Source organism: Falsiruegeria sp. JB4-1, assembly GCF_055693495.1.
Genome location: NZ_JBVFTZ010000001.1, coordinates 851,658 through 872,725, shown reverse-complemented (window position 1 = coordinate 872,725; position 21,068 = coordinate 851,658). Strand labels below are relative to the sequence as shown.

Annotated in this window: 16 protein-coding genes and 1 pseudogene; 12 read left to right on the top strand and 5 right to left on the bottom strand. The window is 55.9% G+C overall.

What is annotated here, in order from left to right; genetic code table 11:
• Positions 1 to 7: 7 nt before the first annotated feature.
• From ACZ1HE_RS04465 to ACZ1HE_RS04425, 9 genes are all read left to right on the top strand, one after another.
• Positions 8 to 937, top strand: a complete 930-nt coding sequence (locus tag ACZ1HE_RS04465) for a glycosyltransferase family 2 protein (RefSeq protein WP_472619731.1) — start codon at positions 8 to 10, stop codon at positions 935 to 937.
• On the top strand, positions 934 to 2,169 hold the full coding sequence (locus ACZ1HE_RS04460; protein ID WP_472619730.1) for a glycosyltransferase family 4 protein: 1,236 nt from the start codon (positions 934 to 936) through the stop codon (positions 2,167 to 2,169). The genes ACZ1HE_RS04465 and ACZ1HE_RS04460 overlap by 4 nt, the downstream gene beginning before the upstream one ends.
• Before the next feature lie 106 nt (positions 2,170 to 2,275).
• Positions 2,276 to 2,743 carry a UDP-N-acetylglucosamine--LPS N-acetylglucosamine transferase gene (locus ACZ1HE_RS04455; protein WP_472619729.1) on the top strand — a complete coding sequence of 156 codons (468 nt, stop codon included), beginning with the start codon at positions 2,276 to 2,278 and terminating at the stop codon, positions 2,741 to 2,743.
• Positions 2,744 to 2,765: 22 nt separating this feature from the next.
• The gene (locus tag ACZ1HE_RS04450) at positions 2,766 to 3,281 is read left to right on the top strand and encodes a glycosyltransferase (RefSeq protein ID WP_472619728.1); all 516 of its coding nucleotides are present in this window, start codon (positions 2,766 to 2,768) and stop codon (positions 3,279 to 3,281) included.
• The gene (locus ACZ1HE_RS04445) at positions 3,281 to 4,123 is read left to right on the top strand and encodes a glycosyltransferase family 2 protein (protein WP_472619727.1); all 843 of its coding nucleotides are present in this window, start codon (positions 3,281 to 3,283) and stop codon (positions 4,121 to 4,123) included. The genes ACZ1HE_RS04450 and ACZ1HE_RS04445 overlap by 1 nt, the downstream gene beginning before the upstream one ends.
• 3 nt (positions 4,124 to 4,126) lie before the next feature.
• Positions 4,127 to 6,187 carry a GumC domain-containing protein gene (locus tag ACZ1HE_RS04440; RefSeq protein WP_472619726.1) on the top strand — a complete coding sequence of 687 codons (2,061 nt, stop codon included), beginning with the start codon at positions 4,127 to 4,129 and terminating at the stop codon, positions 6,185 to 6,187.
• A 38-nt stretch (positions 6,188 to 6,225) separates the two neighbouring features.
• Positions 6,226 to 6,870 carry a sugar transferase gene (locus tag ACZ1HE_RS04435; protein WP_472619725.1) on the top strand — a complete coding sequence of 215 codons (645 nt, stop codon included), beginning with the start codon at positions 6,226 to 6,228 and terminating at the stop codon, positions 6,868 to 6,870.
• 60 nt (positions 6,871 to 6,930) lie between these two features.
• Positions 6,931 to 9,633 (top strand): calcium-binding protein, encoded by a 2,703-nt coding sequence (locus ACZ1HE_RS04430; protein ID WP_472619724.1) that lies wholly within the window; start codon positions 6,931 to 6,933, stop codon positions 9,631 to 9,633.
• Entirely contained in the window at positions 9,633 to 9,926 is a 294-nt protein-coding gene (locus tag ACZ1HE_RS04425) for a hypothetical protein (RefSeq protein WP_472619723.1), read from the top strand. The genes ACZ1HE_RS04430 and ACZ1HE_RS04425 overlap by 1 nt, the downstream gene beginning before the upstream one ends.
• 713 nt (positions 9,927 to 10,639) lie before the next feature.
• On the opposite strand, the gene ACZ1HE_RS04420 is transcribed toward ACZ1HE_RS04425, so the two are convergent.
• Positions 10,640 to 12,190, bottom strand: a complete 1,551-nt coding sequence (locus tag ACZ1HE_RS04420; RefSeq protein ID WP_472619722.1) for a sulfatase-like hydrolase/transferase — start codon at positions 12,188 to 12,190, stop codon at positions 10,640 to 10,642.
• Between the two features lie 312 nt (positions 12,191 to 12,502).
• Between ACZ1HE_RS04420 and ACZ1HE_RS04415 the strand changes: the two genes are divergently transcribed.
• Positions 12,503 to 13,426 carry a helix-turn-helix domain-containing protein gene (locus ACZ1HE_RS04415; protein ID WP_472619721.1) on the top strand — a complete coding sequence of 308 codons (924 nt, stop codon included), beginning with the start codon at positions 12,503 to 12,505 and terminating at the stop codon, positions 13,424 to 13,426.
• Positions 13,427 to 13,980: 554 nt separating this feature from the next.
• Here ACZ1HE_RS04415 and ACZ1HE_RS04410 read toward each other — a convergent pair.
• Together ACZ1HE_RS04410 and ACZ1HE_RS04405 are read right to left on the bottom strand one after the other, a co-directional pair.
• Positions 13,981 to 14,373 carry a DUF2147 domain-containing protein gene (locus ACZ1HE_RS04410; protein ID WP_472619720.1) on the bottom strand — a complete coding sequence of 131 codons (393 nt, stop codon included), beginning with the start codon at positions 14,371 to 14,373 and terminating at the stop codon, positions 13,981 to 13,983.
• Positions 14,374 to 14,427: 54 nt separating this feature from the next.
• The gene (locus ACZ1HE_RS04405; protein ID WP_472619719.1) at positions 14,428 to 17,760 is read right to left on the bottom strand and encodes an SDR family NAD(P)-dependent oxidoreductase; all 3,333 of its coding nucleotides are present in this window, start codon (positions 17,758 to 17,760) and stop codon (positions 14,428 to 14,430) included.
• Between the two features lie 84 nt (positions 17,761 to 17,844).
• On the opposite strand from ACZ1HE_RS04405, the gene ACZ1HE_RS04400 reads away from it, so the two are divergent.
• A complete protein-coding gene (locus tag ACZ1HE_RS04400; RefSeq protein WP_472619718.1) occupies positions 17,845 to 18,792 on the top strand; it encodes a LysR family transcriptional regulator in 948 nt (315 codons plus the stop codon).
• Here ACZ1HE_RS04400 and ACZ1HE_RS04395 read toward each other — a convergent pair.
• Together ACZ1HE_RS04395 and ACZ1HE_RS04390 are read right to left on the bottom strand one after the other, a co-directional pair.
• Positions 18,789 to 19,988 carry an MFS transporter gene (locus ACZ1HE_RS04395; protein ID WP_472619717.1) on the bottom strand — a complete coding sequence of 400 codons (1,200 nt, stop codon included), beginning with the start codon at positions 19,986 to 19,988 and terminating at the stop codon, positions 18,789 to 18,791. The genes ACZ1HE_RS04400 and ACZ1HE_RS04395 overlap by 4 nt on opposite strands.
• A gap of 4 nt (positions 19,989 to 19,992) precedes the next feature.
• A complete protein-coding gene (locus ACZ1HE_RS04390; protein WP_472619716.1) occupies positions 19,993 to 20,187 on the bottom strand; it encodes an MFS transporter in 195 nt (64 codons plus the stop codon).
• Positions 20,188 to 20,422: 235 nt separating this feature from the next.
• Here ACZ1HE_RS04390 and ACZ1HE_RS04385 point away from each other — a divergent pair.
• Positions 20,423 to 20,776, top strand: a pseudogene (locus ACZ1HE_RS04385) (HupE/UreJ family protein).
• Positions 20,777 to 21,068 lie beyond the last annotated feature (292 nt).

Here is a 21,068-nt window from a genome sequence, read left to right as displayed (position 1 = left end):
ACCCTTCATGGATCTCTCTATTGTCATCGTGAACTGGAATACATGTGATCTCTTGCGGGATTGCCTAACTTCCGTGCGAGCGGGACTTGGCGACCTGCAAGTCGAGGTTCTTGTGGTGGACAACGCTTCGTCCGACACATCCGTCGCCATGGTTCGCGCAGAGTTTCCGAATGTTACTCTGATCGAAAGCGTTGATAACCTGGGCTTTGCGGGCGGCAACAACGTCGCGTTGCGGCAGGCGTGCGGACGATATGTTATGTTGCTGAACACCGACACGCTGGTGCATGGCACGGTACTGCAAGACGCGGTGGCATGGCTGGATGCCCGTCCCGAGGTCGCCGTGATGGGGCCGAAAGTCCTGAACGCAGACGGCACAATCCAATCATCTTGCAGCGCATTTCCCTCGCTCAAATTCCTGACCATGCAGGCGCTAGGGCTGACGAAACTGGCACGGCTGGACAGCTATCGCATGACCGGCTGGGACCGGTCGACCGAGAGGCAGGTCGACGTGATCTCCGGCGCAGCGATGTTTGTGCGCCAGGTAGCGATGGAACAGGTGGGACTGCTGGACGAGGCCTTCTTTTTTTATGGCGAGGAAACCGATTGGTGTCACCGGTTCGCGAGCGCGGGTTGGGGTATCATGTTTGTCCCGCTCCCTGAAATCACACATTTTGGCGGCGGGGCGGTCGCGCGACTGAACCATCGCCGCGATGTGATGCTGACCGAAGGCACCACACGCCTGCATCGCAAACACGGCGGCTTGCTGGCCGGGATGGCCTGCTTTGCAGTGCTCAGCTTTCACAACGTAACACGCGCAGCCCTTTGGACAGTGCTCAGCCCGTTGCGGCGCGGGGCCGCGCGCGCCAGGGCCCGGCATTTCCGTTGTGTAACCGCTGATCTGTACAAAGCCTGGCCCACGGAAGGTGCCCGGCCATGAAGGTTCTGCTGATCGCCCCAAACCTGGACGGCACAGATGTGGGTGAGGCGTTTGTCGCCTTCAAATGGGCCGAAGCGCTGGCGGACAGGGTGGCGTTGACGGTCCTGACCTTTCAGCGTCCGGGCCGTGCTGATGTCGCCTCGCAATTGCCCGGCGCGCGGGTGGTGACGTGGCCCGAACCCGCGTGGGCGATGAAGCACGAGCGGTTGAACGCGATGCTGAAACCCGCTTGGCCGGTTTTTGCCACACATGTGCGACAGTGGATCGGTCAGGCCCTGAGCAGAGGTGAACGCTTCGATCTGGCCCATCAGTTGATGCCGCAGGCGGCACGCTATGCCTCTCCTCTGCGCCATTTCGAGATACCTTACATCATTGGCCCCCTCGGCGGCGCGCTGGATACTCCCTCTGCGTTCCAGTCCGAAGCAACCAGCGCCCCGCTCTTCACCCGTCTGCGCGCTCTGGACTCGTTCCGGTTCCGCAATGACCCATGGCTTCGCGCCAGCTATGCCGGGGCGGCCTGCGTTCTGGGTGTGGCGCCCTATGTGAAAGACGTGTTGGGTGACATTCCGTTGCAACGGTTTGAACCGGTTCTGGAGCTGGGCATTGATTCCGTTGCGCCAGCGGTTGAGCGCTCCTCCCGCCCTGGCTCTCTGCGCCTGTTGCATGTTGGCCGGGCCGTGCGCACCAAAGGGCTGCGCGATGCGGTTCGTGCCTTGGCACATCTGCGCGACTTGCCGGGCGTGACCCTGACCAGTGCTGGGTCAGGTGAAGAATTGGACCTTTGTCGGGCCGAGGCACAGCGACTGGGCGTCGCGGATCGTGTGTGTTTTCTGGGTAAGATCCCGCGCGAACAGGTCGAGGAGCTGTACGCCAGTCACGACGCCTTTTGCTTCCCTTCTTTCCGCGAGCCAGCGGGCGGGGTCCTGTACGAGGCAATGCGCCACGGCCTTCCTATCATCACTGCAGATCGTGGCGGGCCGGGCTGGATTGTCGATAACACATGCGGCGTCCGTGTCCCGGTCACATCACCCGATGCATTCGCCGCCAGTATCGCCGATTCTGTGCGGGGCTTGGCGAGTGATTCCGCCCTGTGCCAGCGCCTGGGACAGGGCGCCCGGACCAAGGTTTTGCGTGAAGGATTGTGGAGCGTGAAGGCCGACAAGTTGGTCACCCTCTACAAAGACTTACTGATCCAGCAGAATGCGCCCACCGCTATCCGAAAGGATAGCTAACCCCACCCACTTGCGAGCTCAAAATCGCTTTTTGCGCATTAACATCAATGAGTTAAATCACGGTATTTTCTTCCCAGGAACAAACCAAACCTTGGGAGATTGCAAGATGCCTGTCCGCCACCACTCACGCCCCGTCGTTCTTGCCGTCTCCTCTGGTGGTGGTCATTGGGTCCAGATGCAGCACCTAACGCCCGCGTTCGACGGTGCCGAACTGCATTTTGCCACCACCGACCCTTCCGCCGCAGACCGCTCCCCGTCAGAGCGCATTCACACCTACCCGGACGCGAACAAGGACACACCACTTCGGTTGCTAGTCTGCGTGCTGCGCATGGCGTGGATCGTACTCCGTATCCGCCCGGATGTGGTGATCTCAACTGGAGCTGCTGGCGGATTTCTGGCCATCCGGCTGGCCCGCCTGATCGGCGCGCGCACGATGTTCATCGACTCGATTGCGAACGCGCGAAAGCTGTCGATATCCGCCCGCCTTTCGATGGGCATCGCCGACCGCGTCCTGTCCCAATGGCCCGAGGTCGCCCAGTCCACTGGAGCCGAATATCGCGGCGCAGTCATCTGACCCTTATCCAGGAAACCACACCATGATTTTTGCAACCGTAGGCACGCAACTGCCATTCGACCGTCTGCTGGATGGGCTTAACAACTGGGCAGCCCGAAATCCGGTCGTTCCTGTCTTTGCCCAGACAGGGGCGAGCCAGCGTAAGTTCAACCATATCGACACGGTTGATCATCTCAGCCAGTCAGAGTTTGCGACCCGTTTCAGCGCCGCGCGATTGATCGTATCGCATGCGGGCATGGGCACGATCCTGTCGGCTGCGGAACTGGGAAAGCCGCTGATCCTGATGCCCAGGCGGCTGAAGTTTGGCGAACACCGCACCGATCACCAGCAGGATACAGCCGCCGAAATGGCGCACCTCGGCAATGTCACCGTGGTCGCAGATGGCGAGGCCCTGCACGAGGCGCTGGACCGCGCGTTGTTCCAAGGGTTCCCGGTCGCCCAATCCGGGGCCGATACGGTCAATCCCAAGCTGGAGCCATTGCTCAACGTCATCCGCGATTTCGTCTGGGAGAAACCGACCGCGCAGAGAGGCGCGTAATGAGCTGCACAACGATCCTGATCCCCGCCCATAACGAGGCTGCAGTCATCGGGCGCACGCTGTGGTTTCTGTCCCGTGGCTTGCCGCAAAATGTGTACGAGGTGATCGTCATCGCAAACGGCTGCACCGACGCGACCGCCGCGCGCGCACGGGCGGCAGTGCCACAGGCAACGGTCATCGAAACGGAACGTGCAGGCAAATGTCACGCCCTAAACCTGGGCTATGCTGCCAGTGCCAAAGGTGGCCCAGTTATCTTTCTGGACGCAGACCTTGATGTGACCTCGGACTCGATCAAGGCCCTGATTGCGCCACTGACAACTGGTTCAGCGCAGGCTGCGTGCGGCCAAATGGATGTTGTGACGACCCATGCCTCCCCGTTGGTGAAAGCATTCTATAGGGGTTGGCGCACCAATCCATACTTCACTCGCGGCAAGTTCGGAGGCCTGTTCGCCCTGTCCGCAGCCACCGCCGCGCGGCTTCTCCCTTTGCCCGAGATCACTGCAGACGACGAATTCATTCGTCGCTGCGTTCCCGCGCCGGACATCGCCCTTGCTGAGGGCTGCACCTTTACCGCCCGCGCTCCCTCGAACCTAAGCGACCTGATCAAAGTGCGCCGCCGTAGCATCCGGGGCGCGCGCCAAGTCAGCAAAATGGGCCTGTCCCGCCCGGACCCCAGCAGCCTTCCCAGGATGATCCGCCAAGCACTTACCAAGCCGTCCAAGGTTATCCCTGTTTTGGTGTTTCTAACAATCATGACCTGGGTTCGCATCTTGCTGGCCTTTGAAGGGAACAACTCCAAAGCACGCTGGGAACGCGATCTGTCTTCGCGCGCGGTGGGCTAAGCCATGTCGCTGGTCGCTATCCAACCGGATTTCGTGGATGAGCAAGACGCGCCGCTGGCGCAGCCTGCTGAAAGTCCAGAACCGAATCCCGTGCAGAGCCTCGCCCGGGCAATGCGCGGGCGGTGGAAACACGCCATTGGTGGCGCAATGTTGTTGGGCCCGGCATTGGGGGGCATCGGTTACCTGTCAGGCGCGCAACTCTATGAATCGCAGGCGATTTTGCGGGTCTACCCCCAGGAATCCAACATCCTCTATGCGACCGGCGAGGCTTCGGTCCTCAAAACCTTTGACAGTTTCGTCAAGGCGGAGACCACCTATGTCGCCTCGCACCCCGTCATGTCCCGCGCCGTGGACACCATCACCGCAAGCCAGCCCGAAAAGCGGGGCGACCTATCGGCCAAAGATCTGTCGGGCTCCATCGAAATCAAACGCAGGGACAGCCTGATCGTCCTCAAAACCAAGAGCCGCGAGCCTGGGTTTGCACAGCAAAAGCTGGACGCCGTTGTTGCCGCCTACCTGCAGTTAAAGGTCGAAGCGGAAGACGCCCGGTCCGCCGTGCGTCTGTCCGAATTGTACAACCGCGAACAGGAACTGGTGCAACGCCTGACCCAATTGCGCGCGACACAGCTGGAAGTTGGTGGTGAGTTCGGCATGAACGCGATTGCCAAGGCGCATATCGAAAAGATCGCGCAGATTGACTCTCTGGCCGCCCGGAAATCCGAGGTCGCAGCGACCCTGACCGCGCTCCAGGCAGACCGGGGCGGGGCATCCGCGGATACGTCAGACGAAGAGATCATGCGCGCTACACTGTTGGACCGCGCAACGGCGGATCTGAATTTCGAACGCGCAAAGCTGATGGCCGAACTGGCGGGTCTGCGTGCAGGGTATGAGGGGCAAAGTAACGCCCGATTCCGGTTGAAGGAATCTGCCAAACTGGACGAGATCACGGTGATCGAAACCGCGTTGGCGGATCGGCGCGAACAGATCAAGGTACTGGGTCAGACCGGCGCGCTGACTAATGCATCCGCAGACGGCAATGACACCAGCGTCGTAGAAATCCGCAGCCTCTATTCCAAGATCGAAGGACAGCTCGACGCCGCCAGGGCAGAAGCACGTGACCTGAACCGCCGCCGGATCGAGCTGGATCAGGTTGAACAGGACATAGTCGAGGCGCGCGACCTGCTCGAAGAAACTCGCCATGCGCTAGAGGTTATCCGCCTGGAATCCGGTCGCTCGCTGCCCGGTTATGCCGTGGTGATGTCACCGGCATCGCTTCCGGTTGATCCCGTCAGTGACAGCCGCAAGATGCTGGCGGCCTCCGGCATGATGGGCGGCGCAGGTCTGGCCCTGATGCTTGCACTAGCCATGGGCCTGACCGAGCGTCGCATACGGTTCGGTGAAAGCCTGACACCGGTAGAGCATCAGGTACCGGTTTTGCAGGTGTCTTCCGCCGGGCTGACGGATGCCCATGCCGCGGATCTGCTGCGCAACGAACTGCAACTGCATCCTTTGCGCAAACCGCGCCTTGTCGGGAAGGCGCCGGTGATCGCGGTAACCTCTGCCGATGACAGCCAGACCACAGATTTGGCTCGTGCACTGGCCGAAAGCCATGCCCGGGCGCAGATGAAGACACTGTTTATTGACGCAGACATCGGCGCGGCGAATTCATCGCAATCAGCGAACAACTGGCGAAGCTTCATAGCCGACACACTGTCCGGACCGACGTATACGCAGGGTGCAAATGGCATCTGGGAGCTGCCGCAGGGGCCCGCCTGCGATCTGGAAGACTCAGGTGTGTCCGCCCCAATGGTGCGCGGTGCACTGGACGAGGTCCTTTATGATTTCGACGTCGTAATCGTGTCCGCGGGCAGCCTCTGCGATCGTTTGTCCTGCCAGTTTGTCCTGCCAGCCGCTGATGTCGGCGTTTTGCAAATAATTCCCAGCACCCGCAAGGACGCCATTTTCGCCCAGATCAATCGCCTCGACGGCCTGCCGCGCAATGGCAGCGTCGCCGTGTTGCGCGACGCCCTGCCGGGGGATCCCCGGCTGCGCTTGCGCACATGAACTGCTGCCAAAACTTCTGCCACTTGGGGAGACACACAATGACTATGCTATCCATCAACGCCGCCAACGAACGGCGCACCTTCCCCGCCCGGATCGCCGCTCGATGGCTGGATCTCAGCTTTGGCCTGTTGGCATTGTTACTGATCTGGCCCGTCCTGCTGCTCATCACCTTGGTCGTGGCTCTGACCTCGCGCGGGCCAGTGTTCTTTGTGCAAACCCGGATTGGGCAACATGGCGTCCCCTTCCGGATGATCAAGTTCCGCTCCATGTACGCGGATGCCGAAGCTCGCCGCGCGGAGCTGATCCATCAAAGCGACCGCGAGGGGCTGTGCCTGAAGATCCGCAATGATCCCCGTATCACACCCATTGGTCGGATCCTGCGCCGCTGGTCGCTGGATGAACTGCCACAGCTCTTCAACGTGCTGAAAGGTGACATGTCGCTGGTCGGGCCCCGCCCCGCATTGCCGCAAGAGGTCGCGGAATATTCCGAAAATGCGCATCGCAGGCATCTGGTCCTGCCCGGGATCACCGGCCTCTGGCAAGTTTCAGGCCGGGCTGAGATTGGCTTTGATCAGATGATCGAGCTTGACCTGGAATATGTACGCGACGCGTCTGTGATTACTGATCTGGTGATCCTGTTGCGCACTTTCACCGCTGTTTTGACCGGAAGAGGCGCCTACTGACACCGCCCGGTCAAAACTTAACTTTTTCCTTCACAAAAAATCGCAGAGACGGAACCGATCATGGACAATCTACTTCAAGATACCGACGACAGGCTCACATTTGACCAATACACGGTCTCAGATCACTGGTCCGGCGCAGTGACGGCCGACGGTTTGCCGGTGCTTACAACAAGCGTCCAGACCACCGAAGACGTTCCCTATGAGTTGGAGTTCAGCCTCGCAGCCAACCTTCTGGCTAACGTTACCAGTGTCACGATAGAGGTCGTGTTTGACGGTCAAAGCATTGGCCAATTCGCGCATGACGGAGCTGTTTTTGAAACCTACGTTTTTGAACTTGTTGGAACTGGTGAAGTCGCACAGATCGAGTTCCGCATACTTGATGTGGGCAGTGATTCCGACAACACAATCGACACATCTGGCGTAATCCCGTCCATAGAGCAGACAATGACATTTATGGGCAGCACTGTAACGGTGGATGCTTTTGCGCCGGGTCAGAACTTTGTTTACCAGGTTCTGAACGGCCAGTTGGTCAAATTTGACTTGGAAACAAACTCATACACCGAGACAGAGACCCCTGCTGCGGTCAACGTCAACGCCATTGGATACTCCACTGAAACAGACTTGATCTATGGGTTGGCCCGATCAGTGGGAACTGATGCCACAGGTCTAGCGATAAACAAAAATGACGTCATCGCAATGGATGCCTCGGGCGCCACCTACAAAGTCGCCAGCGGTGTAATGGGATCCTACATTGGCGATGTAGATGATACAGGTCAGCTCTGGACCTTCAGTGGGAACCTCAGTCAGGCAGTCGTATATGATCTTTCAGAGACGGGTCCCGATGGGGAGTTGATTTCGCAGACGATCGATATTCCAACATCTGGTGCTGCGACAAAAGGTTTGGCCGATCTGGCCTACAATGCCGATCTACAAACCTTCTTCGGCGTTGGCCATAGTGGGGCGAGCGGGCAACCAGGAACCTTGGTTTCCATTGATGTTTCGCAAGTTGCCCTGGGTGGAGATCCTATCGTCACAACACAGGTCATCGTCGGCACTATTGTCGATGGCGACATTCGATCCGGTGTGCCAGCAAGCGCTTACGGCGCCACAATGGTTGATGCAGATGGCAATATTTATGCCGGGGCCAACAATACTGATCATGATTTGGACAGCGGCACACCAAACGCTGGAGGTTTTTACACAATAACGACGGGGGCGGATGGGTTACTATATATGGAGCTTTTGGCCGAAGCACCCAGAGTTTCCAGCAATGACGGTGCCATGGATACACGCGGCATAGATCCCTTCTTCGGGATAGACACGTCATCTACCGTTCTTCTTCGCGCGCCGGTCATCTCGGTTGCAGTCGCAGAAGACGACACCGTTTATTTGGCGGCCAAGGGCGAAACTGTACTTATCGACTTATTTGAAAATGACGAGGTCAGTGATGGCGAGGTTTTGACTTTGACGCATCTTGACGGTGTGCCGGTCGAATCCGGTGACGTTCTCACGCTCCGCAACGGGGAAACTATCAAGTACCTGGGGAACGGGTTCGTGGAGGTTACTCCTGGATCTTTGCCGCAAGATGTCTCGGTTGAAATTACATATGGAATCGAAAATGAAAGTGGAGTGGCCGACGCTGCGACTCTGACCATCAATACTTCTCCGGTTCAAGGAACCGCGGCCAATGATCACCTTGTGGGTTTCACCGACGCAGACGGCACAATGATTGATGGCGCAGACGGCTTGAACGACGTCATTCTTGGTTTCTCAGGAGATGATAAAATCTTTGCCGGTGATGGTGACGACGACGTTTATGGAGGCGCTGGTAACGATTTCATCCGTGGCCAGGCCGGAAGTGATCTCATTTTTGGTGAAGCTGGACGAGACGTTCTGGACGGAGGTACAGGCGCCGACACCATGTATGGAGGGCTGGGAAACGATACCTACTTTGTTGATCATCTCAACGATGTGGTCTCAGAAGCGGGTGGAGATGGAACCGACACAGTCAAATCTCGTGTCAGCTTTGAACTCGCCGACGGTCTCGAAAACCTATGGCTGCAAAAGGGATCTGCGGCTCTGGTCGGAACTGGAAACTCTGCTCGTAACATGATTGTCGGCAACGAACTGGATAACGTGATCGATGGTCAAGGCGGAAACGACAATCTGATCGCTGGCGCAGGCAACGATTTGGTCTACGGCGGCGACGGGCATGACAAACTGCATGGCGGGGACGGCAACGACCTCCTTTACGGTGATGTCGGCAATGACAAGCTGCACGGCGGCAACGGGGCAGATACGGTATATGGCGGGGACGGCAATGACATCCTTTGCCCGGGACAGGGGGATGACGTCATGTATGGCGGGGATGGTCGTGACATCCTGTCGGGAAACGCCGGGGCTGACATTGCCTACGGTGGATTGGGGAACGACGTTTACAAGGTCACCGATACGCTAGACACCATCATCGAATACGCAGGCGAAGGGCATGACGTTGTGCATGCCAAGGCCGATGTGACCCTGTCCGAGCATGTCGAGGATGCCTTCCTGTTTGGCACTGCCAACTACTCCGCAACTGGGAACGACGCGGCGAACCGGCTGCTTGGCAATGGGGGCGACAACCTTCTGAATGGCATGGGCGGCGACGACCACATCGACGGGCGGCAGGGAAACGACGAACTGTCAGGCGGTAACGGCTCGGACAAAATGCACGGTGGCGAGGGCGCGGACATCCTCAGCGGGGGGCGGGACACGATACGCTGATGGGCGATTCTGGTGATGATCGGCTATCCGGCGGATTTGGCGATGACCTTATGTACGGCGGAACCGGCTCCGATACGTTTCAGTTTGAAACAGGTGATGGCCATGACGTGATCGGCGATTTCGATGTTTCGGCCGACAGTTTGCTTCTCGAAGCACGCTACATTGAAACTATGCAATTGGTAGCCGACACAGATGGAGTGCGGCTAATCTATACGTCAGAAGATTCAATTCTGCTGAGAGGACTAGATATTCAAAACGTTGCAGATATCGACTTAATCACGTGGGATGTTTAGTATCTACAGATCGCTGTATGCGCTGGGTTCGAGCGGTATCAGTCGCTCGAACCTTCCATTTTGGTTTACCATACCCAAGCTTCAATTCGTTTCGAACACAATTAACCTGTTGACCATGATGAAGTAGGGACAAAATTTGGCCATGGAGTTATTTTTGGCGGTGTTCTCGAGCCATTTTGAGTTTCAAAATGGGTTGTCGATACCGTGAGGCCTGCTTGGCCATCGAATGCCGGATTAGGGCCTAGCACTCTAAGCGATTGCACCCGCAGCGAATGTCAGGTTTCCGCCCTCATTACCAAAATATGCAAACCGCAGCATCGGTCAATAAGGGCTCATAACTGCTGTTTTCAGCGGTTTGCGCGAATGGCTGGCCGCAGCCCATAGTGGACATGGCCATTGGACATCAAGGTCTGCAGAGTGGGAGAGAGCCGCCGTTGGAAGTGCAGAAACAGGTAGCTGGTTCCGGTTCCGAGGGAACGTTGAGTTGATTTTGCAAAAATCTGTTTTCCAAATGTGGTCCCAGTTGAACAAGGAAAGCCACCCCCAAACAAAATAGGCATCTTGGGGGTGGCATGCGATTACGGTGAGGTCAATCTGGGGATATATCCCGTTTGGCTACGAATGCGTCAACGGCAGCGACGGTTTCGGGACGCAAGTTCGCAATGCCCTGATACGGACGTCCGTACGCGGGGGGCTGATCGGGATACATCTTCTTAAACTTCAGGTGCCGAGCGATGATGCGGTTGAACTCGTGACCACCCCAGTGCACCGATCTCGGTAGACACGCTAGTCTCTTCGCGAGGGTCCCTGAAGAGATTGAAAAACTTGGCTACGATTGCGTTCTCGCCCTTGGCGGGAACCTTTAACTTGATGTGCTCTTTCACGACCGCTTTCAAGGAATTGATTGAGTAGATCATGACGTGGTCTCGTCGGCCATTGGTGTCGCCAAGCATCATGAGGGATGTTTGATCGACTCCGTCAATGATGCGGTCGCGAGGGATTGCATCGGTGGCGTCGGCCATTCGGGCGATCGAAGTGAACAGATCGGCGATATGGATTATGTCAGAAACAATCGAGCCGCCTTCGATGAGGCTGGGAAGGCGCGCGAAGGCGTCAACCCTAACGCCACCTTCTGACGTGTCAGCCTTACCGCCTCGGAAGACCAGCGGGGAAAAGCCGCTGCCCGGCGCGTATTTGGTGAAATGCCCATTGTCGCCCATCAAGACGATAAGGGTATTGTCCTCTAGGCCGAGTGCCTCGACCTCATCAAGAATGACGCCGATCCATTCGTCGAGTTCTTCCATACTCTCGACAAAGGTGCCGCCGTTTGGAGTTGTGAACGCCTCTTGGGTTGTTCGTGTTGTTGAGAGCGGTACCAGAGGCCAATACTGGAGGAAAAACGGCTCTTCCTTACCGGCCAAGTCGCGGAGTTGTTCCAATGCTTGCGCCTGGTAGCGAATGTTCATTTCGTTGTACTTCTGCTGGGTCCACTCTTCTCCCGGCTCCATGTGAACCTCGCGCACCTCGCTACCAATTGTTGCTTCAAGGCCGGTGATCATGTGGCCCGGGTCCGGCCGAAACCATCCGTCCAAGGTGTACTTGCTGTTATAATTCTCTTCCCCGATGGCCATGGAGATTTCTTCTTTGGCGGCATCCTTGTTGAAGATTGCCAGCTGGCCCTGTTGGTGGATCGGAAATGCCGCGTAGTCGAAACCTTGATAGGTCGGCCAGGATTCTTGGATATCCCCCATATGCCATTTGCCGACATGAGAAGTGTTATAGCCCACGCTTTTCAGGACCTCAGCCAACGTGACCTCTTCATCAGCCAACCCGAAACCCGAGATATCAACAGCTGTGTCCCCCATTCCATTTCTGTGAGGTTGGCGGCCCGTCATGAATGCAACCCTGGACGGTGTGCAAGACGGCTCGGTGTACATTCGGGCGAACCGCATACTTTCGTCGGCCAGATCATTGATGTTGGGTGTTGAGTAGCCGCGGATTGCGTTCATCTCAGGCATCCCCATGTCACCGAACCCCATGTCGTCGATAAGGATGTAGAAGATATTTGGTGGTTTGCCGTCATTTCGATCCCGAAATTCGGCCAGCATCTGATCGACTTCGGCATCGTTCTCGGCCCAGACAGCCGCGTTCTGCTTCTTGAGCACATAATACTCGGCGTCATGAATGATCCCACCCTCTTGCGCTCCAGCCGAAGAGGCGGCGCCAAGAAGTGCGAGTGTCTGAAGTAAATGTTTTAATTTCATATTGTTACCCCGTTGGCTCCTGGTTTTTTCTGAGACCTTCGATAATCAGCCTGTGGCTGTAGCCGGACAGCGAAAGCGACCGCCGCTTGGCCTGCGCGAGCAATTCGGCTCGCTCTGACTTGGTCAGAAGAGCCACTACCCTTTCGGTTCGAGCGGTGCCCTCAGGTAGGCATGGACGGCCCGTGGTCGCTTCAGAGACTTTTTTCATGTTGGAAACTCAAATGGTTCGCACCTACATTAACTTTCAACATTGCATTGAAACTACGCGGACCTGAAAATGGACCACATCAAAAAACGATCAGGCCTTCGGGCATGACCCCTGATGGATCCTTGCGACTGCGCGACCCGAGCCAGTTTAGGGATCTAACGAATTGGGATGTAGAGTTGACGCAGATTGAACGCGGCAACTTGAACACCCGAGTATCTGTTTGGGCCGGGCAAAAACTGACGCTGATCGATCTGAATTTTGACAAGGCAGTACACCAGACCGGTACATCGCGTCCCGATGTTTTGGCATTTGGGCTCCCGGACCCACAGCGAATTTCGAAATGGCTTGGTCAGGTACCATCCGACACCGACGTTATGACATTTGGCAGCGATCAACCCTTTGACGGTGTAAGCTCGCAAATCTTTTCAGGTGTAGTTTTCGGCATCGACACCCAATTTGCTCAAGGTATGGCACACCATTGCGGGCTTGATATCAGCGAAGCGCTGAAAGGCGCAGCAACGTCTTCCATGAGCAACGTTGGCGCGCATCACTTCAGAATTAGAAAAATGGCACGGCTGCGCATCGCCCGAGGCCTCGAAATGTGTTCACCAGAAGAGGAAGATGACCTTATCCTGTCGATCCTTGAGATGCTCTCGTCGCCAAGAGTGTGGGGCGGCAGCGGCAAGTCTTCGCAAAGGAACCGCGCTGCCCGAATGGCTGTAGAATACATGATTTCCAACCTCGACGAGTGCATATCGATCAGGCAGATCTGCTCTGAAGTCGGCGTATCTGCGCCTACCTTGAGACGAGGGTTTCTCGATGCCTACGGTATCGGACCCAAACAGTTCTTACAAAGGTCCCGCCTGAGCGCGGTGCACGCCAAGCTCGCTAGAGAGAGATATGACTGCGGGATTGCCGATGTGGCGAACTCGTATGGCTTCTGGCACATGGGTCAGTTTGCCCGTGATTACCGGACTTTCTTTGGTGAATTACCCTCGCAGACCCTAGCAGAAACGGGGATTCCTTGATCCGTTTCTGGCTAAAACCGTGACCTAAATCGCCCCGAACCGAACATTCGAGCGAAAACCTGAGATGACCGCTGTGTAGGAAAAGCACAAACTCATATCATCCGAAGCAATTGGAACTATCAGCTCTCAGTTGCCGTTCCTGGCGCGGAGCTTGATTGACTGCTCCCTCCTTATCAGAAGGCACAGCGTAAAGCTGGTGCCGGACCCGGGCCTCGAACCGCACAGAGGAGAATGGATTGGCTTCCAGTTCTCCCTCGTAGACACACCAATCCAGCCAGTGGCATATGCGCAACGTTGCGATCTTTGCAAAGTCATCCGAACGGGTCAAAGCAGATACCCGGGCGCGTGATAGAGAATTTTCAGCCTATCCCAAAGCGGACATAGGCCTTGGTCACGAGATCGAAACGATACTCTTTACCAGTTCACTAGTTCGATGTCTCCTGAAGCGCTCGCGGAACACCGCTCTCAGTCACGAAACAAAAAGCAATCTGCATTCGTTCCGATTGCAGGCATCAATTTGCAGTGTTTTTTATTCGGGTCTGAAACTATGTTGCTTACTCTGGCCGCTTCCAGTTCTGACCGTCGCAGAAACCAGAAACACAGCCTTCTACTCTGATAGCAGTTTTGCCCAGCGTAACGCGTGCATCGTAGTTGGTATCAGTCAGAACGTCATAGACCGTCCCGTTTTCCCAACGGTTTTCCTCCACAAGTTCCATGTCCCAGAAAATGGCCCGTCCGATAAGTTCTTGAGCGGCTGGATTATCCGAATTCACAACTTCGGTCACTGTGCTGCACAGTTTTTCTTCGACATTTTGGCAAGGATGGATGTCCACCAACAAGTGAGCACCAGTGTCATCCGTGATTGTGCGCCAAATGCCATATGGTTCGTCTGCGAAAGCCGGTCCGGCAGTCATCAGCGCCATGGCGCCAACAAACAGTTTATTCATGAAATCCTCCTCTTGGATCTGGCTGTTCTGTGAGTGGTGGTTGAAGTTTTTGTTTTATTCCGGAGGCTTTCGCCCTTGTGAACTTGCAAGCATCCCTATGCGTTCTGCAATGTCGTGCAAGGCCGCAGTGGCGTCCGGAACAATACCGGCCCAGCTTTTGAAGCCGTGGATCAGGCTACTGTATTCGACATAGTCGACTGGCACGTCCGCGTCCTTTAATGCGGTGGCAAACTCCTGTCCTGCGTCGCGCAATGGATCAAAACCCGCTGTTGCAATCAACGCAGGCGGCAGGTTTGCGTGACATTCAGCCCGTAGCGGTGAAATTCGCGGATCTTCCCAATCGACGCCTTCGGGGATGTAATGGCGCGCAAACCAATCCTGCAACGCTGCATCCAACCCAAAACCCTCGGCAAACTCGATGGACGATGGTGTTTCATGCCCCGCAACAACCGAAGGATAGATCAACGCACTCCAGGCACATTTCGGACCGTCTGCGTCACGCAACAACTGAGCAGTCACTGCTGCTAGGTTCGCGCCAGCGGAGTCACCACCTACGCCAATGCGCGTTGGGTCAAGGCCAAGTGCGGCTGCGTTCCGAACCACCCAGAGATATGCGTCCCGGGCGTCTTCGACGGGCGCAGGGAATTTGAATTCCGGCGCGCGGCGGTAGTCCACGGAAATCAGCGTAACGCCGCTTCCAATCGCAAGTGCGCGGCAGGCATTGTCATGAGTGTCCAGATCCCCGATCACCCATCCGCCACCATGAAAGAACACCATTCCGGCCGCCTCGGGACTCGCCTCGGCGGGCCTGTAGACCCGGTAGTTCAGGGTTCGGCCTTCAAGTTCCATGGCTCCGTCTTCAATGGCGCATGGGATTGAGATTGGAGCTTCCAGTCTTTCGACCATCGCAGAGAACAATGCACGGGCATCCGGGGCAGACATCTCTTGCATCTTGGGGCCATTCTTGGCGTCCGGAGATGACAGGATCGCCCCGATTGTAGGATCCAATTTACGTGCTGGTGTCGGATCTTTGCCAGCTTGCCTTCTGGCCGTCCAGTTGCGGGGCGGTTTGCCTTTGTTGGATGCAAGTTCGGTCAGAACAAACTCTGCCTCATCCACATGGCTCATCTGGTTCGCAAAATCCCGTGCATTGCCCGGAAAAAGAGTTTCGATGCGGCCATTTGAACCGATGTACCAGCTATCACACCCGGACGCCCAAACGGTGTTGTCCAACTGCGATTGCAATGTGTCACTGAACTTATGGCAAGTCTCATCACTCACCGAAACCAAGCGATCACGCCCTGCCAATTTCACAACGTCAACGATCCAGTCCACGGATTGTTCGATCAGATAAACAACCGAAGTGGTGCCGACACCGGAGTTGGGACCAGTCACCAGGAAATAGTTCGGCAAGTCGGGAACCATGCTGGATTTATAGGCGTCAGCGCGTGACTGCCAGATGTCTTCCAACGAGCGGCCGTTCTGCCCTGTCACGCGGAAGGCAGACCGCTGCCCTTCGATATCAAACCCCGTCGCATAGATGATCGCATCCACCGGCGTCAGCGCTTCTTCGGATTTGACACCGGCCGATTCAATCGCCGTGATTGGGGCGGTTTCAAGTGTTACGTTGGAGCGATTGAGCGCGGGTAGAAAGTCGTCTGAGATCAGGATGCGCTTACAGCCAAGTTCGTAATCTGGCATCAGCTTGTCAGCGAGGGCTGGATCGTTGATCTGCGAACGCATGTGCGCTTTGATTTCAGCTTCGGCAACCTTGCGGATCGCGGGACTTACGACAATCGGGTAAAGCCGGGTGTCCTTGTCTTCGAACTGTTCCTCCCGAACCGCCTGCATTTTCGAAGGATCTCTGCGGAAGCTGTGTTTTTCCTCGTCGGAGTACCCAAAATCTTCGCGCGCTGCGATGTAGTTAGGCGTGCGCTGAAATAACGTGACATGCTCTGCAGTCTGAGCCAATTGAGGAACTGCTTGAATTGCGCTTGCTGCGCTTCCGATGACAGCAATACGCTTGCCGGTAGGATCAAAATTCTCGTCCCACTCCGCCGTGTGCATTTCGACGCCGTCAAATTTCTCGCGTCCGGGGAATTCGGGAATGAACGGCTTGTGCAGCCCACCAGCCGCATTCACGACAAAGCGAGCACGAACTTCTGATCCGTCTTCAAAACGAACGATCCAAAGCGAGCTGGTTTCGTCAAATTGAAGTTCGGTGATCTCGCACTTCAGGCTTATCCGATCCCGCACGCCATACTTTTCGGCGCAATGCTGGATATAGGACTGTATCTCTTTCTGCGGTGCATAGAAACGGCTCCAGTCGGGGTTCATCTCGAAGGAGTAGCAATAGAAGTGCGAGGGGATGTCACAAGCTGCTCCTGGATAGCGGTTGTGCCACCAAGTGCCGCCAAGACCATCGCTTTTTTCAAAGACGCGAAAGTTAACGATGCCGCTTTCTTGCAGTTTGATTGCCGCGCAGATTCCGGAAAAACCTGCGCCGATAACGGCCACGTCCAACGGTTCCTGGCCGACCCTAATGGCGTGCTCAAGCGCATAGTCTTCGATGGTTGCGCTTGCTTGCAAATCGGTCTCGATCTCGGAGAACCGCCCTGCAACGAAAGGCGCAAGATCGGCTTGTGTAAAGATGTAAAAACGCCCTTTGTCGATCTGATCCAGGGCCCACTCGGCGACGACGTCCGGCTCCAGCCCTGCATCAATCGCGGCAGCCACCTGCCGGTCCTGCTCTGTTTGTTCGCGTGGGACTTCACTCTCTTTTTTCGACGGGCTTCCTTGGGCGCTTTTATGAATATCTGTGCGCACCCATCCGGGGCACAACAGACCGACGCCGATGTCGGTAGACGCAAATTCCTGACGCAGTGACTCGCTATATCCAACCAGACCAAACTTTGATGCATTATAGGGGCCACCGCCAGGCAAGGCGAGGTGCCCCGCCATGGACGCAGTGTTCAAGATAAAGCCGCCCTCGCTTTGCGTTTTGAACACGGGGACCAATGCTTCGGTGCAATGCACTGCGCCCATCAAGTTGATGCCAAGAATCCAATTCCAATCTTCGATGGGAATTGTTCCCGTCTCTCCCCCCAAGGACACACCAGCATTATTTGCCAGGAAATGAACTTTGCCAAATCGTTCGAGAGTAGCTTCGACGGCCTTCTTTACCGATGCCGGGTCCGAGACATCACATTTCACCCAAGCTGCATCGATGCCCTTATCGCAAAGCTTTGCACAGCTTTGGACCAATGTGTCGCTGTCGATGTCCGCAAGCATGACGCACATGCCACGCCGACCCAACGAACTGGCAATCGCCAAACCGATGCCATTCGCCCCCCCAGTGACAAATGCGACTTTACCTTCGAATTCCATAAATCATCCTCTGCTCACAGTGCAAAGTTTGACCTGCTAACCTAACTTGTAAAGAATGTAAGCAATGCTTACGGGGATATCGAAATGGACAGCCTTAACCCTCTCAGGCAACTTGTTGCGCTTGGTGACACTGGCAATTTTCGCTTGGCTGGAGAGGCTTTAGGCGTTTCCCATTCGGCTGTGAGCCAAACAATTAGCAAGCTCGAAGAAAGCTACGGTGTTGAGCTGTTTGATCGCACGCGTGGGCGTACCGTGCCTACGGCCTTTGGCGAACGGCTGATCGAATCAGCCAGACGCTCGCTAAACGACATGGACACCGCAGCGCGCGATTTGCAGCTGATGGAGAGCCATCAAGGCGGCAGGTTGGTGATCGGAGTGGATCCAGCAGTCAGCGAAAGCCTGCTTTCCCTGCCTCTTGCCAAGATGATCAACAAGCATCCATCGTTGCAATTTACAGTCCTCTCCTGCAATCGCGCACGTTGGGAAAAGCGCCTGCGCAACCGCGAAATTGACATGTATCTTGGCCTTCAGCCGGATCGCGAGGAAGACGTGCTGAGCTATCGCAAGCTTGTTTTGCAACCGCCCGCTCTGTTTTGTCGGTCTGACCACGCTTTGCTGTCGAAACCAACTATTCTTATCAACGACCTGCGACATCTGTCGGTCATTGGCGGAGACGTTCCAGACTGGTTCCTGTGGCGCATTCTTGATGCATATCCCGACGCTTTCTCGGGGCTTCAAGATCTGCGCGGTACGTTTCTGACATCGCAGGATTTCGGCTTGCTGCGTCAGCTACTGTTGAGGACCAACGCATTGGCCATCCTGCCTGAGTTCATAATTCAGCAAGAGGTCGCTACAGGCCTGGTGCGCAAAGTCGAAGTCCAAGGGTGGCCGTTCAACGATAACACCATATCCGGCGTAGCCGCATGGCTGCGGGAACGTCCACTGCCCCCAGCGGCCAAGCAGCTTCTGTCAGAAGTGCAACGCATGTTGGATCAATCCGTCTTCCGGCGCCGCACACGAGGTGGACCTTAACCTTTCCCGAGGGCTTGGAGGTTATCGCCATGTTCGGATCGGGTCAGTGTGAATCCCTTCAGCACCCAAACAGAATAGGCGTACAACACTGCGATCAGTACGACATAGGGGATGGCAATGGAGTGCATTGTACTGCCATCGATCAGCCGACCGCTTTGCGCTCCCAAGCTCAGCATGACGCCCGACACAAATATCCCGAGGCCTGTCACAACCTTGCGCGTGAACGAAAACGCCGCAAAATACAGCCCTTCGGCGCGGTGCCCAGTACGGATCTGATCGGCGTCCACTAGGTCAATCGTCATCGAAAATTTCACGGCGCTCAAAAGTACGGTCACGGTTGTCGTCAGGAATGTCAGGATGGCAACCACGTAAAACAATTCCGGGCTGCGCGGAGCTGGGAGCACGTCGACGTACTTTCCAACAACCAGTGAAACCGACAACACCAGAGCCATCCAGCTCAGTGTTACAGCCACAGATTTCTTTTCAAAACCACGCACAACAAATGCAGTGGACAAGTAAGCGATGATCGCAGCAGGAACCATCGTTAGTGTCACAAGTGCGATCTGGGTTGAACTCAGGCCAAAATAGAAGATTCCAAAATAGAGTTGCAGCGACATGGCTAAGCCAGACACTAGGTTGGTGCACAGCGATGCCAGAAACACCGACCTAAAGGAACTGTCGGCAAAGACATGCCCCACGTTCTTGAAAAATCGAAATCCGTAGCCTTCGCTGTTGGTGTCGGGAGTGCTGAAAACCTTGACGGCCCGTTGGGTTCCAACCGCAGACACAAACATCGTCACTACCATGACCAACGTGGCCCAGAATGCGTATCGTGTATAACCTTCTGGGTTCAGGATACCCGGGTCGTAGTCCACTGAATCCGGCAAAAACACCTGATAGACGACCACTGCCATGATGACCCCACCCAGCCAGCCGAACATAAGGCGCAAACCGGTAATGGCTGTCCGCTTGTCATAGTCATGAGAAATTTCACCAATCAACGCCGAGTTGGGAATCTCAAAAAAGGTGAGCGTTAGACGCACCGCCACCGACATGAACGTCAGATAGAGGAAAAGCATGAACTCGCTGGCCTCTGGCGGCGTCCAAAGCAGGTAATAGGTGATCGCAATCGGCACGATGGAGGCATACATGAACGGATGTCTGCGTCCCAAACGGGAGGTGCAACGATCTGACAAGTAGCTAAGCCCAGGGATCTGAAATTGCGTCAACCAACATCGCGATCAACAAGGCGATCCCAACCAGGTAAGCCGGAAGCCCCAAAACTTGGTTGAAATAGATCATCAGGAAAGTCGAGAACCCGTTGTCCTTGATTCCATATGCAATCGATCCGATGCCGTATGAGACAATACCTCCCAAACCTACTTTTTGCGTCATGAACGTTCCTCCCGGTCGCCATGGTGTCTAAGGGGTATACGTTCGTAAACCGCGTAAGGGTTGCTTACAGGGACGCTGAAAACGTGCGAAAATAAACTTTTGGGTCGGAAGATCTGCGTCCTTATCGGTTGAGTCCTGTGATGATCCGTTCTCGCTTTCTTTCGAAGAAGGACGTCTGCACGTCTCTGACCCAAGCGGCGCTTAGTTCATCCCGACAGTCGAGTAGGCAATTGCTTTGTCAATTATCTACGCCGCAATAATGGCCGTTCGTCCCCTTGCCCAGGAACATGGTGATCTAAAAGCCTTTGCCATCACCTCAAGCATCGGTTTGCTGCACGGCTTTGACTTTTCTTTCATGCTGCACCAAATCTTGCGGGTTGATGCGCCAAATGTCTGACACAGCTTGCTGGCCTTCAATGTTGGTGTCGAAAGAGGGCAGTTGATGATCCTTTTGCTGATCTGGCCTCTTGTTCTGTTCCGACGCAAGTTACCGGGCCGCGCATGGGTCGGGTCGCGAGCCGCCGTCGCCGTCTTCGCCAGCTTGATCGCCATGAATTGGGTGGCAGAGCGAGCGGAATTTTTCGTGTGAGACGGTCTGGGATTGTGGCAGCTTAAGTGTGCGTTGCAGCCGCTGTTGTAGCTCGCAGCGCTCGTTACTATGGGCACTGAGCGGACTTCGGGTGGCGCAGCTCAAACTCCAAAATGCTCGCCATTTGAATGTCGGCTTCCCTGTCGGCACCCAAATGGCTTCGCGCTCGCAGAGAATGACCGGAATCCGCCCTCTTTGCAGGATATTGACTTACGCAACAAACAAGCAGGGATGCCGTTGTCGTGTACAATTGTCACAAGGCGCGGTTTCCTGGATGCTGCATGCACGCCAG